This window comes from Microbacterium ureisolvens, assembly GCF_015278315.1.
GTDB classification, from domain to species: domain Bacteria; phylum Actinomycetota; class Actinomycetes; order Actinomycetales; family Microbacteriaceae; genus Microbacterium; species Microbacterium ureisolvens.
Genome location: NZ_JADIJE010000002.1, coordinates 542,688 through 554,500, shown reverse-complemented (window position 1 = coordinate 554,500; position 11,813 = coordinate 542,688). Strand labels below are relative to the sequence as shown.

The following is an 11,813-nucleotide window of genomic DNA, read 5'->3' as shown; positions in this document are numbered from 1 at the left end:
ACCCTCGCGTTTGTACGCGTGCGCTCGCTCCGGATCCCGCTCTCCGCGGCGTCGCGATGCGCCGCCTCGGCCGTCCGCCGGGCGCCGGCGAGCAGCTCGGCTTCGCCCGCGGCGGCGAGCCGCTTCGCCGTCTCCTCGTGGCGCACGCGTGCCGGCTCCAGTCCGGCGGCGGCCGCACGCGCCCACTCGAGCTCCGCATCGATCCGCGCGAGTTCGCCGGGAACCTCGGCGCGCTGGGCGTCGATCGTCGCGATGTCGTCGTCCAGGCGCGCGGCGGCGGTCGCGGCATCCGTCAGCTCGGCTTCGCCCGCGACGAGCGCTGCCTCCTGCGCGAGGGCCGCGGTGGCGACCGCCAGCTCGCCGGTCAGCCGCTCGACCACGGCCGTGAGCTCGACCGCAGCGTCGGCGTCGACGGTGCCGGCCGCCCGCTCCCACGCCGCGTCGGCCGCCGCGGCGGCCTCTGCCGCGGAAACCGCGGTGCACTCGGCGCGGGCGACGGCGTCGAGCGTCGCCCGCAGCACCTCGGCGGCCCGGGCGGCTTCGAGCCGGCGGCGGTCGCCGGCGATCTCGTCGCCCGCGTCCTCGAGCGCCTGCAGGCGCGTGCGGGCGCGGCTCAGCTCGGCCTGGTCTCTGGCGAGCGCGACCACGGCGGCGTGAGCGGCGTCTGCGGCCGCGCGCGTGTCGTCGGCGGTGGCGCGTTCGCGCGCGAGGGTGTCGAGGCGGTAGGCGGCGCGGTGCTCCGCCAACTCGACCGCTGCGCGACGGGCGGCCAGGTCGGCGGGTAGGTCGTCGGCGCGCTCGTCGACGGGCAGGAGGTCGTGGGCCGCGATGAGTCGCTCGGCCTGATCGAGAAGCGTGCGCGCCCGCTCGCCCAGTGCGTCGAGCTCGTGCTGAGCGGCCTTGCTGCGCTCCCCCAGCTCGCGGGCGTACTCCTCGTAGCGCCGCGAGCCGAACAGCGCGCGCAGCAGCGACTGGCGCTCGGTGCCCGACGCGAGCAGGAACCGCGAGAACCGGTTCTGAGCGAGCAGGATCACCTGCTGGAACTGCAGCGCATTGAGACCGAGCACATCGTCCAGGAGCAGCCCGACCTCGCGCGGCTTGCCCGCGCGCCCCACCCAGGCGCCGTCCACCAGCTCTTCGAGCTCTGCGCGCGTGGGCTCGGTGGTGAGCCCGCTGCCACGGCGGGACGGACGCTGATACTCCGGGGCGCGCGTGACGCGCCAGCGCCGCTCGCCGACCGTGAATTCCAGGCGCACCTCGGTCGGGTCTTCCGGAGCGCAGTGATCGCTGCGGAGCCGCTTGTCTCCCGACTCGTAGCGGGGCACACTTCCGTACAGCGCGAAGCAGACACCGTCGAGGATGCTCGACTTGCCCGCGCCCGTGCGGCCGGCGATGAGGAAGATCCCGTCGCGCTCGAACGCCTCGAAGTCGACGCTCTGCCGCTCGCGGAAGGGACCGAAGCCGGCGAGTTCGAGGTGGTGGAGTCTCACGCGGTCGCCTCCACACGGGTGCGCTCCTCGAGGAGCTCGCCCACCAGCTCGGCTTCGCGTGCGGTCGCGCCCTCGCCGTCGCGCACGTGCGCGAGGAACGCGTCGACGAGCTCGGCGTCGTTGCGGGCGGCGCGGACACGCTGCGCGTACGTGCGCTCGTCATCGCTGCGCGCCGCCGCGGGCGCGTGGCGGACTTCCGCGCAGAACGGGAAGCGGGCGAGCAGACGCCGCATCGGGTCGCGCTGGGGCAGCGGATCGGTGTACTCGGCCCGCACCCAATCGCCGGCGTGCGCCGCGAAGCGCTCCTCCTCGAGGAGCTCCTCGAGCGTGGCGGTGAGTGTGGCCAGCGCGCGCGGCACCGGCAGCGGCAGCCACTCGACCTCGCCCAGGCCCTCCGGGCCGAGCTCCACCAGCCAGGAGCCGCGCGGCTTGTCTCCCTCGTCGAAGCTGTAGTGCAGCGGGGCGCCGGCGTAGCGCACGCCGGGCGAGAGCTGCTGGCGGCCGTGGATGTGGCCGAGCGCCATGTAGTCCACTCCGGCGAACGTCGACAGCGGAACGATGTCGAGCCCGCCCTGCTGGATGTCGCGCTCCAGGTGGGGCGTCGGCTCGACGCCCGCGGCGAAGCAGTGCGCGACGGCGATCGTGCGACCGCCGCGGGTCGCGGCATCCGTCCGCACCAGGTCCATCGCGTGCGCGAGCACGTCGGCCTGGGTGCGCACGCCGGGCCACAGCGAGCGCAGCAGCACCGGCTCGAGGTACGGGATGCCGTAGACGTGCACCGGGCCATGCTCGTCGGCGAAGCTGACCGGGGTGCCCACGAGCTCGGGGTCGGTGATCACGTGGACGCCTTCCCGCAGCAGCTGCGACTGGAAGCCGAGGCGCGCGGCCGAGTCGTGATTGCCGCTGGTGACCACGACGGCCGCGCCGGCGTCGGCGAGACCCCGCAGCGCGTCGGACAGGAGCGTGTACGCGCCTGCCGCGGGGGTCGCGGAGTCGAAGACGTCGCCCGCGACGATCACCAGGTCGACCCGGTGCTCGCGCACCTGCTCGACGAGCGCCTCGAGCACACCACGCAGCGCATCGAGCGTGGAATGGCCGTGGAACGACCGCCCGATGTGCCAGTCCGAGGTGTGCAGGATCCGCATGCTCACACGGTACGTTCGCCCGCGGACATCGCCGCCGAGGCAGGCCGCGCAAGGGCGAACCGCGAACGGAGCCGACAGCCGGTTGAACGGTCCCGCGGCGAGGTGCAGGCCCGCCGGCCGCGCGCCGGACGTATCGTGGAACATGGCCCACTCCGCAGACACCGCCCCGCGCTCCACCGTCGTGGCGCTCGTCGGCGCCGACAGCGACGAGCTGCTGACGGGTCTGGCCGACGTTCCGGCGCTCGTCGCCCTCTCGCTGCGCGAGGCCGAGCCGGCGGTCGCCGCCCACCTCGTCGCCTCCGTGTCGATGCCGTACGTGGTGCACGACGCCGATCCCCTCGAGCACGTGGCCTCGGCGTGGGTGGAGCTGTACGAGGAGCGCGCGACCCTCGGCTCGCTCGAAGCGGAGGTGGGTGCGCTGCTGACGCTCTTCGCCTCGGGGGAGGCGGTGATGCCGGACTACTACGTCGTCGCCGGGCCCGAGGCGATCGAGGGCACCTGGCGTCACTGGTGGCTCGGCGCCCTCGCGCACCACGCGCCGTCGCGCGTGCTGCCGGTGGAGGCGTCCGGCGCGGCGCTGCGCGCGCGTCTGCGCACGCTTCCCGCCTCGCGGCCCTGGCCCGAGCCGTCGTCGTGGCTGCCGCGGGTGCAGTTCGACATCCCCGATCGCGTGGGCCTGCGCGATCAGCCCGGAGCCGCCTGATCCATGGCAGGAGTGGAACGGTTCGCGCACGCCGGCGCGACGATCGTCGCCGAGCGTCGCGGCCACGGCGAGCGCGCGTACGTCCTGATCCACGGCATCGGCATGGGGCGCAGCGTCTTCACCGACCTGGCACGCCACCTCGGCGACGGTGAGGTCGTCGCCCTCGATCTCCCCGGGTACGGCGAGGCGCCGGAGCCCGCCCGCGTGCTCACGATGCAGCGCACGGCCGACCTCGTGGCCGCCTATCTCCGGAAACGGGTCATGCGGCCGGCGGTCGTCATCGGGCATTCGATGGGCGCGCAGGTCGCACTCGAGATCGCGGTGCGCCACCCGGAGGTGGTCGACCGCATCGTGCTCGTCGGCCCGACGCTCGACCCGACGGCGCGGTCCGCACCCCGGCAGCTGTGGCGCCTGCTGCGCGACATCGCGGTGGAGAGCCCGCGCGTGATCGCGCGCGGCGCGCGCGAGTACGTGCGGGCGGGACCCCGGCTGCGCGCCAAGTTCCACGCCATGCTCGTGCACCGCCCCGAGGACGTGCTGCATCTCGCGGACGTTCCGGCGCTCGTGCTGCGCGGCGAGGACGACCTCGTCGCCCTGCCGGCCTGGTGCCGGCAGGTCGCGGACGGTCTGCCGCAGGGACGGCTCGAGGAGGTGCCCGACCACGGTCACGAGACGATGATCCGGGATGCCGCACCCGCCGCGCGCCTCATCCGCGAGTTCGCCGGAGAGGGCTGATCACCGGCGTCGTGACTGCCTCGGGGCGGCGGATTCCTGCCATGTGCGCGGAACCCGGCAATGTCGGAACCCCCGCGTAGGTTTCACAGTGTCGGAACCAACGGAGGAAACCATGTTCGCTGTATACGCCGCCGAACAGCAGTACCACCACGACATCTGGACGAGGGACCGCGAGCACCAGATCCTCGCCTCGATCCGCGACAGAGAACTCGCCGCCCTCGCACCGCACCGGACGACCCGCGTCGTCGCCGGCGTCGCCCGCCCGCAGCGCGCGGCGTGGGCCCGGCCGATCGGTCTCCGCACGTCGCAGGACTGCAACACCGCCTGCGCGGTCGCCTAGCCGGCCGTCACGGCGCCCGCGGGTCGGGTGCGGGCCCCGCAGCACGCGATGCCTGCTGGGCCGCGCGGTCACGGGCGAGCGCGTCGCCCACCATCTGACCGCCGCTGCGCAGCAGAGCGCGCCGCCACGGCAGCGTCCCCTCGATCTCGATCTGGATGGAGACCGAGAGGATGGTGCGGATCAGGACGATCATCCCCAGGATCGCGGCGTCCTCGAGCGAAGGCTTCGAGGTGATGGTGCGGATGAGGTCCGCCGCCACGAGCACCTCGAGCCCGAGCAGGATGGCGGCGCCCAGCGTGGTCCGCAGCGTCGTGAAGGCCGCCTGACCGCCCTCGTGTCGCGCGGGCGAGCGGGCGCCCAGCACCAGCGCGACGACGAAGCCGACGATCATGGCGGCGGCGCCGACCGCCTCGAATCCGACGGCGACGGCGGTGAACACGGCCTCCATGTGCACGCGCTCAGCCTAGAGCCGTCCTGGCCCCCGTCGCCGTCGGAATCGCGGGTCGATCTCAGGCCGAGTCGCGCCCCGGCTGGGTCGGGCTGTCGGCGTCACCGGTCGAGACCTGGCGCGCCAGCTCCTGCACGTCGGCGTCGGGCAGGTCGATGCCGGACTGGTCCAGTCGCTGGCGCAGCACCTCGGCGATGCGCTCGAGCGGCTCGGTGCCGACGTCCTGACGCGTCTGCGCCACGATCCCGGTGACCTTCTCCAGCTCGGACGCGTTGTTCTGCGCCATCGCGGGGAGCCGCTGCTCCTGCTCGGTGCCCAGGGCGCCCGGCGTCTGCTGGGCCTGGCTGGCGGTCAGGGTGTCGCGGCCCTCGTCATGACCGTGATGGTCGGCGCCGTCGTCGATGACACCGATCCCCACCGCCTCGTGGCTGGGCTGGCCGCTGCGGGCTCCCTCCGAGGGTCCGGTCGCGGCGGCACCCTGCGGTTCGGGTGCGGGAGTCTGTGCACCGGCGGGAGCGGACGCCGCCGACGCCTCTCCGTCCTGGGTGCCGGGCGACGATGGGGCCGCACCGCCCTGCTCGGGCGCCTCTGTCCACGTGCCGGCGGGCTCCGCGTCCTCGGCAGGCTCCCCCATCGCGGGCGCTGCCTCCGGCTGCTCCTGTCGCGCCGGCTCGGCCGCACCCGAAGTGTCGGTCGCTCCGTCGGCGTCGCCCCGGTCGGGGTAGTTCACACCGGGCTGCTCGTACTCGTTGCCTGTCGTGCTCATCAGGGCTCTTCCCCTCGCTCGCTGTCGCTCACCATGTCGGGATCGGCGCCGCGCCGGGCCGCCTCGCCCTCTACCGGGTCGTCCGGCTGCAGCGCGGCATCCGTCAACAGAGCGGATTCGTCCGCACTCGCCGTGCGCTCCCGGGACTCCTGGTCATCCACCGCCTCCCAGCCCCCGGCGGGGGCGGCGTTGATCACGCCCTCGGGGAGGTCCGGGTCGGTCGGTCGCTCGCGATCCATGGCGTGCTCCTCTCGTCAGCCTCCAGCCTCGGGCAGCGATGCCCCCGGCGACATGGGCTTGACAAGGGCGGTCGACGATGCCGTCGAGCGGCTCCCGTCAGGGACGAGGATTGAGGATGCCTCGGCGCGAGGGGTTCGCGTCGAACCAGTCGGCGACGTACCAGCACACCGGCACGACCTTGCGGTCGCCGTTCTGCTCGAGATCGTCGACGGCGCGCTCGACCAGTTCGCCGGCGTAGCCGTGGCCCCGGAAGGTGGGGACGGTGTACGCGCGCGTCATGGCCACCGTGCGGCCGTCGTCGCGGTAGTCCAGCACGCTGACGAGGTCGTCGCCGCGGTGGAGCGTGTAGCGCGAGGCATCCGTCTCTTTCGTGAAGCGCAGCTCGGTCACCCGCACAGGCTACGCCTGACCCACCTCACCGGGACGCAGCGGACTGGATGTCGCGGCGATCGCTCAGGGTCGGGCCGAGCCGCGTGCAGCGCGTAAGCGAGGCACCTCCCGCAGAGATTGAGCAATCTGTCACATTCCGAAACGATCTGGGCCTCCGCATCCGTGCGATTTGACGTTTTCCGACAAAGTCGGTAATAATCGGGCTCATGACTGACAACGCGCTGTATCTGTCCGCCCGGGAGGCGAACAGGACTGCCGGCATGATGATGGCCGGTCGCGTTGCCATGTGTTGTCGAATGTGCCACTAGCACGGTGACCCCCGTCGGACTCCTCCTCCGCTTCTGAACACGGATCGTACGGAGTCCCCCGAAGCACCGGTTTCGTGCGTCGATCACGCGCACCCGGATCCGCTTCGCACACCGCCCAGCGTCGGGCACAGGCCACTACCGGCCTACGGCCTCCTCGCCTCCGACGACAGGGCCGCAGCACACCAACCCGGTTCCGCCATCCGGGTTCCTCCCGCAAGGACCATCATCATGTCGACCACCGCTCTCCTCGATCGCCCCGCCACCGCCCCCGTCCGCCACCTGCGCGCCGTCAACCACCCGGCCGCCGTCGAGACGCCCGCCGCCCCGGCCGCCGAGCCGGTGCAGGCTCGTGCTCTCCCGGCCGGCACCGCGCCGCGCGGCTTCGCCCTCTACGTCGGCATCGACGAGGCCAAGGCCGCAGCCTCCGGGGTCAACCTCGGCGTCCTCGTCGACGCCCTCCGCCGCACCATCGCCGAGCTCGCCCCCTCCGCCGAGACCTATGCGACCGTGGCCCTCGCGCCGGTCGGCTCCGGCGGCCGTGACGTCGACGTGGTGCGTCTCGCGCTGCACGAGCCGTCGGCCGTCGCCCGCACCAAGCAGGAGGAGCCCGAGGACGAGGAGCCGGCCTCGGGCGGCGTCGTCGTCGACATCTCACGCAAGCGAGTGCTCATCGACGGCGAGTCGGCCGCGTTCACGTTCAAGGAGTTCGAGCTGCTGCAGTACCTCGTGCTGCGCGAGGGCCGCACGATCGAGCGCACCGAGCTGGTGACGTCGCTCTGGCAGGGCGCGACCGACGAAGACGCCCCCGGTGAGCGCACGATCGACGTGCACGTCCGGCGCCTGCGGGCCAAGCTCGGCCGCTACGAGGACATCGTGCGCACCGTGCGCGGAGTCGGCTACCGCTTCGACCGTCACGCCGACGTCGTCATCCGCTACGGCCACGGCACGCCGTCGCCCGACCGCTTCTGACGCGCGGCTCTCCGGCACGGATGTCGGAGGCCGGGGCGTAGGGTGGGCGGCATGACCACCTCGCTCTCGCGCATCTCTCGGACGAGGGATGCCGAGCGCTTCGGCCGGCGGGAGTCGCACCGCGACCCGCGGCCGGATCACGGCCGGCCCCTCGAGACGGAGTACCGTCCGCGGCATCCGCTCGATCTCCGCCGCACCGTGCTGTTTCAGCGCCGCGGCGCCGGCGACCCGACGATGGCGGTGGCCGGCGCAGTCATCTGGCGGGTGAGCCGCACTCCGGCCGGCGTGGCGACCCTCGCGATCCGCGAGACGCACCCGGGTGTGATCCGCGGTGCGGCATGGGGTCCGGGTCGAGACTGGGCTCTGGCTCAGCTGCCGGCGCTGTGCGGGGCGGACGACGATTCATCCGGCTTCGAGGCGGCGCGGCATCCGCTCATCGCCGACGCGCATCACCGCAACCCGGGCCTGCGCCTGTCGCGCACCGGCCTCGTCTTCGATGCCCTGGCCTGCGCGATCTTCGAGCAGAAGGTCACGGGCATGCAGGCCTTCGCCGCGTGGCGGCGAATAGTGACGTGGTGCGGGGAGCGCGCCCCCGGCCCGACGCCCGTCCCGATGTTCGCGCCGCCCACGATCGACGGCTGGCAGCACGTGCCGTCATGGGTCTGGCACCGGGCAGGGCTCGAGCCGCCCCAGTCGAAGACCGTCGTGCGCGCGGCCCGCCGCGGCGATTCGATCGTTCGCGCGGTGCTCGCCGCGGAAGACGGAGAGGCCGTCGACCGGGTCCTCGTCAGCCAGCACGGCATCGGCCCGTGGACCTCGGCCGAGACGCGCATCCGCGCCCTCGGCGACCCCGACGCGGTGAGCGTCGGCGATTACCATCTCGCCCACGAGGTCGGCTACGCGCTCACCGGGCACCGGACCGACGACGACGGGATGCTGGGTCTCCTGGCCGCATGGCCGCGTCACCGTCAGCGCGTGATCCGCCTCATCGGAGCCAGCGGCGTGCGCGAGCCGCGACGCGGCGCACGCCTGCATCCTGAGGACCACCGCGACCGCTGATCGCGGGTACGGCCTCACGATCGCGGCTTCGCACCTCCTCGTGTTGCGTCGGCGCCGCGAGGCGGCGTTCTGTTCGGTGAGATGGATGCCGCGACCCGGCCGATCCGAGGACCGGCCGAGCCGCGGCATCCGTGTCAGTCGCCTTTCACGTTGACGAGCTGACGCAGCGTGTGCCGCACCCGCACGAGGTCTGATGCGTCTGCCATCACCCGGTCGATCGGCTTGTAGGCCTGCGGGATCTCGTCGATGAAGGCGTCGGTGTCACGGAACTCGATGCCCGCCATCGCCTGCCGCAGCTGCTCGTGCGAGAACGTCCGGCGCGCGGCCGACCGCGAGTACTCACGGCCGGCACCGTGCGGCGAGGAGTTCAGCGACAGCGGATTGCCGAGCCCTTCCACGACGTACGATGCGGTGCCCATCGAACCGGGGATGAGCCCGGGTCGCCCCTCATCGGCCTGGATCGCACCCTTCCGCGACACCCACACCTGCTTGCCGAAGTGCTTCTCGGACTCGGTGAAGTTGTGATGGCAGTTGATCCGCTCGTGCTCGGCGACCGGCTCCCCCATCACCTCCGAGAGCTGCCGCGCGACGCGGTCCATCATCTCCTCGCGGTTGAGCAGTGCGAAGTGCTGCGCCCACCGCAGCTCGCGGATGTAGCGCCGGAACTCCTCCGTGCCTTCGACGAGGTAGGCGAGGTCGGGGTCGGGAAGCTCGATCCACCACTGCTCGGCGAGCCGCTGCGCGACGCCGATGTGGTGCGTCGCGATCTTGTTTCCGACGCCCCGTGAGCCGGAGTGAAGGAACATCCACACTCGGTCGAGTTCGTCGACCGACACCTCGATGAAGTGGTTGCCCGACCCGAGAGAACCGAGCTGCAGGCGCCAGTGCTCGGCGTACCGCGCCGGGTCGAACTCGGCCTTGGTCGCGAGCTCCTCGAGCTCTGCGACCCGCGGCTCCGCGGTCGCGACGACCTTGCGGTTGTCGCGCCCTGCCGACAGCGGCACGGCACGTTCGATCTGCTCGCGCAGCGCGGTGAGGTCGCGAGCCAGCAGTTCCTCCTTCGTGAACTGGGTGCGCACCGCGATCATGCCGCAGCCGATGTCGACCCCGACCGCGGCAGGCATGATGGCGCCGAGGGTCGGGATGACCGAGCCGACGGTCGCGCCCTTTCCGAGGTGGGCATCGGGCATGAGCGCCAGATGCGGGTGGATGAACGGCATGCGTGACGAGGTGCGGGCCTGCTCGACGGTCTTCTCGTCGATCAGGCTCGCCCACGAGAGCAGCCGTGCGGAGAGCCTCTCCATGATTCCTTTCCCTGTGATGGCGCGCACCGGGGCGGTGCGCGAAGAGCGGCCGTCGAGGTCGGAGCTCTCCGGAAAGGAGAACGCCCCGGACCTGTGCGGTGCGGGGCGTGGATCAGCGGATGCTGCTACACGGCCGGCGCCGGAGGGGACGACTCGTAGCGGTCGCCGGGCTGCTGACCCAGGACCGCGCGGAAACGGAGTTCGCGCTTCGCGTTCATCCGTCGCCCCTCTCGGTTCGCTCGTGAGACTGCGCCGATCGACGCAGCCTCGCCACGCTAGAGGACCGCCCGAGGTCGCGTCAAGCGATCCACGGGATCTCGTTCCTGCTCGCCGGCGAGTTGCGGATCTCCGCCGCGTGCCCGCTCCACGACGCCGTCGCACGGAGAGGCGAAGGCACCGGCGGCGGGCCTTGCCGATGTCGGAGGCCGGGGCGACACTGGGAGGCGCCACGCGGCCGGGCGCGGCATCCATCCTCTCTCCCCAGGAGTTCGACATGCCCAGCCTCAATCCGTATCTCTCGTTCCGCAGCGAAGCCCGCGAAGCGATGACCTTCTACCAGAGCGTGTTCGGCGGCGACCTCGACATCTCCACGTTCGGCCAGTTCGAGGGCATGGTGCAGGATCCGTCCGAGAACGACCTCGTGATGCACTCGCAGCTGACGAGCCCTGACGGCTTCGTGCTGATGGGCGCCGACACGCCGACCGGTATGGACTACCAGAAGCCCGCCGGCATCTCGGTGTCGGTCAGCGGCGACGACGAAGCCTCGCTTCAGGGCTTCTGGGACAAGCTCGCCGACGGCGGCAGCGTCACGATGCCCTTCGACACCCCGCCGTGGGGCGGGAAGTTCGGCATGCTCACCGACCGCTTCGGCATCGACTGGATGGTCGCGGTCAACGCGCCGCAGTCCTGAAACGGAGCACCGGGCCCGGCGCGCAGCCGGGCCCGGTGATCCGGATCCGGTCACACCTGCGACCGCCCGGTCAGGCGTACTCGCTGTCGTCCACGGGCGAGGGGGCGGGTCCGAGCCCGTCGAGCTCAGCCCAGAGGTCGTCGGGGATCGGCGTCGCCGCGAGCTCGTCGAGCTGCGCCAGGCGCTTCGCTGACGAGATGCCGACGATGGTCGAGTCGACCAGCGGCGAGCGGAGCGAGTAGTGCAGCGCGACCGCGGGCAGCGCCACCCCGAAGGAAGCGCAGACGCGCTCGAGACGCGAGACCCATTCCTGAAGCTCGGGCGTGGCGGGGCGGTAGCCGTACATCGCACCCTCACGCGTGCCGGTGGCGAGGATCCCGGCGCCGAACGGCGCGGCGTTGAACACGGTCATTCCACGCTCGCGTGCGGCCTCGAAGACCGGCGCCGCCGAGCTGTCGACGACCGTGAACCGGTTGTGCACCAGCACCGCATCGAAGACGCCGGTGCCGACGTAGCGCGACATCATCGGCGCCGGGCCGGCGGCCACGCCGATGGCATCCACCCGGCCCGACTCCCGCAGCTCGATGAGGCCCTCCACGGCGCCGCCGGCGGCCATCGCCTCATCGAAGGTGACCGTGTACGGATCGTGGAGATGCAGCAGCGGCAGCCGGTCGACGCCCAGCCGAGCGGTCGTCTCCTCGAACGAGCGGAGCACCCGGTCCCGGTCGAACGCGCCTGTCTCGGGGTCGCAGTCGACCTTCGAGATGACGCGGGTCGCGGCATCCTCTCCCGCACGCGCGATCGCGAGGCCCAGCACCGCCTCGGACCGCCCCGCGGAGTAGTTGTTCGACGTGTCGACGAAGGCGTGCGTGCTCGCGAAGAGCTGCTGGGCGAAGGCGACGGCGGCGTCCTCCTCCGGCGAACCGGGGATCGTGTCACGGCCGAGGCCGGAGGTGCCGAGGGTGAGCGGGCTGACGTTGAGGGTCATGGTGTCCGTTCCGTAGGC

14 protein-coding genes are annotated in these 11,813 nt (G+C 72.3%); 6 read left to right on the top strand and 8 right to left on the bottom strand.

Features of this window, described 5'->3' with window-relative positions; translation table 11 throughout:
- Positions 1-1,490 (bottom strand): AAA family ATPase (locus tag IM767_RS04845; protein WP_194398809.1); only part of this gene is annotated, 1,490 nt, incomplete at its 3' end.
- A complete protein-coding gene (locus tag IM767_RS04840) occupies positions 1,487-2,635 on the bottom strand; it encodes a metallophosphoesterase family protein (protein WP_109211999.1) in 1,149 nt (382 codons plus the stop codon). The genes IM767_RS04845 and IM767_RS04840, both read right to left, overlap by 4 nt.
- 142 nt (positions 2,636-2,777) lie before the next feature.
- On the opposite strand from IM767_RS04840, the gene IM767_RS04835 reads away from it, so the two are divergent.
- The 3 genes from IM767_RS04835 (at position 2,778) to IM767_RS04825 (ending at position 4,413) form a co-directional block, all read left to right on the top strand.
- Entirely contained in the window at positions 2,778-3,338 is a 561-nt protein-coding gene (locus IM767_RS04835) for a hypothetical protein (RefSeq protein WP_109211991.1), read from the top strand.
- A 3-nt stretch (positions 3,339-3,341) separates the two neighbouring features.
- On the top strand, positions 3,342-4,073 hold the full coding sequence (locus tag IM767_RS04830) for an alpha/beta fold hydrolase (protein WP_194398808.1): 732 nt from the start codon (positions 3,342-3,344) through the stop codon (positions 4,071-4,073).
- Between the two features lie 112 nt (positions 4,074-4,185).
- The gene (locus IM767_RS04825) at positions 4,186-4,413 is read left to right on the top strand and encodes a hypothetical protein (protein WP_109211989.1); all 228 of its coding nucleotides are present in this window, start codon (positions 4,186-4,188) and stop codon (positions 4,411-4,413) included.
- Positions 4,414-4,420: 7 nt separating this feature from the next.
- On the opposite strand, the gene IM767_RS04820 is transcribed toward IM767_RS04825, so the two are convergent.
- The 4 genes from IM767_RS04820 to IM767_RS04805 form a co-directional block, all read right to left on the bottom strand.
- Positions 4,421-4,861: a DUF1622 domain-containing protein gene (locus IM767_RS04820; RefSeq protein ID WP_109211988.1), complete on the bottom strand. Its 441-nt coding sequence runs from the start codon at positions 4,859-4,861 to the stop codon at positions 4,421-4,423.
- Positions 4,862-4,922: 61 nt separating this feature from the next.
- The gene (locus IM767_RS04815; protein WP_109211987.1) at positions 4,923-5,627 is read right to left on the bottom strand and encodes a DUF2339 domain-containing protein; all 705 of its coding nucleotides are present in this window, start codon (positions 5,625-5,627) and stop codon (positions 4,923-4,925) included.
- Entirely contained in the window at positions 5,627-5,866 is a 240-nt protein-coding gene (locus tag IM767_RS04810; RefSeq protein WP_109211986.1) for a hypothetical protein, read from the bottom strand. Before IM767_RS04810 ends, IM767_RS04815 begins: the two co-directional genes overlap by 1 nt.
- Positions 5,867-5,963: 97 nt before the next feature.
- Positions 5,964-6,257 (bottom strand): GNAT family N-acetyltransferase, encoded by a 294-nt coding sequence (locus IM767_RS04805; protein ID WP_109211998.1) that lies wholly within the window; start codon positions 6,255-6,257, stop codon positions 5,964-5,966.
- A gap of 536 nt (positions 6,258-6,793) precedes the next feature.
- Between IM767_RS04805 and IM767_RS04800 the strand changes: the two genes are divergently transcribed.
- Together IM767_RS04800 and IM767_RS04795 are read left to right on the top strand one after the other, a co-directional pair.
- Complete coding sequence (locus IM767_RS04800) at positions 6,794-7,534, top strand: winged helix-turn-helix domain-containing protein (RefSeq protein ID WP_109211985.1); 741 nt, start codon at positions 6,794-6,796, stop codon at positions 7,532-7,534.
- 51 nt (positions 7,535-7,585) lie between these two features.
- Positions 7,586-8,593 (top strand): DNA-3-methyladenine glycosylase family protein, encoded by a 1,008-nt coding sequence (locus IM767_RS04795; protein ID WP_194398806.1) that lies wholly within the window; start codon positions 7,586-7,588, stop codon positions 8,591-8,593.
- 134 nt (positions 8,594-8,727) lie between these two features.
- Here IM767_RS04795 and IM767_RS04790 read toward each other — a convergent pair whose 3' ends face one another.
- Positions 8,728-9,897, bottom strand: a complete 1,170-nt coding sequence (locus tag IM767_RS04790; protein WP_109211984.1) for an RtcB family protein — start codon at positions 9,895-9,897, stop codon at positions 8,728-8,730.
- A gap of 493 nt (positions 9,898-10,390) precedes the next feature.
- Between IM767_RS04790 and IM767_RS04785 the strand changes: the two genes are divergently transcribed.
- Entirely contained in the window at positions 10,391-10,807 is a 417-nt protein-coding gene (locus IM767_RS04785) for a VOC family protein (protein ID WP_109211996.1), read from the top strand.
- A 70-nt stretch (positions 10,808-10,877) separates the two neighbouring features.
- Here the strand turns inward: IM767_RS04785 and IM767_RS04780 are convergent, their stop codons facing one another.
- Entirely contained in the window at positions 10,878-11,795 is a 918-nt protein-coding gene (locus IM767_RS04780; protein ID WP_109211983.1) for an aldo/keto reductase, read from the bottom strand.
- Positions 11,796-11,813: the final 18 nt, after the last annotated feature.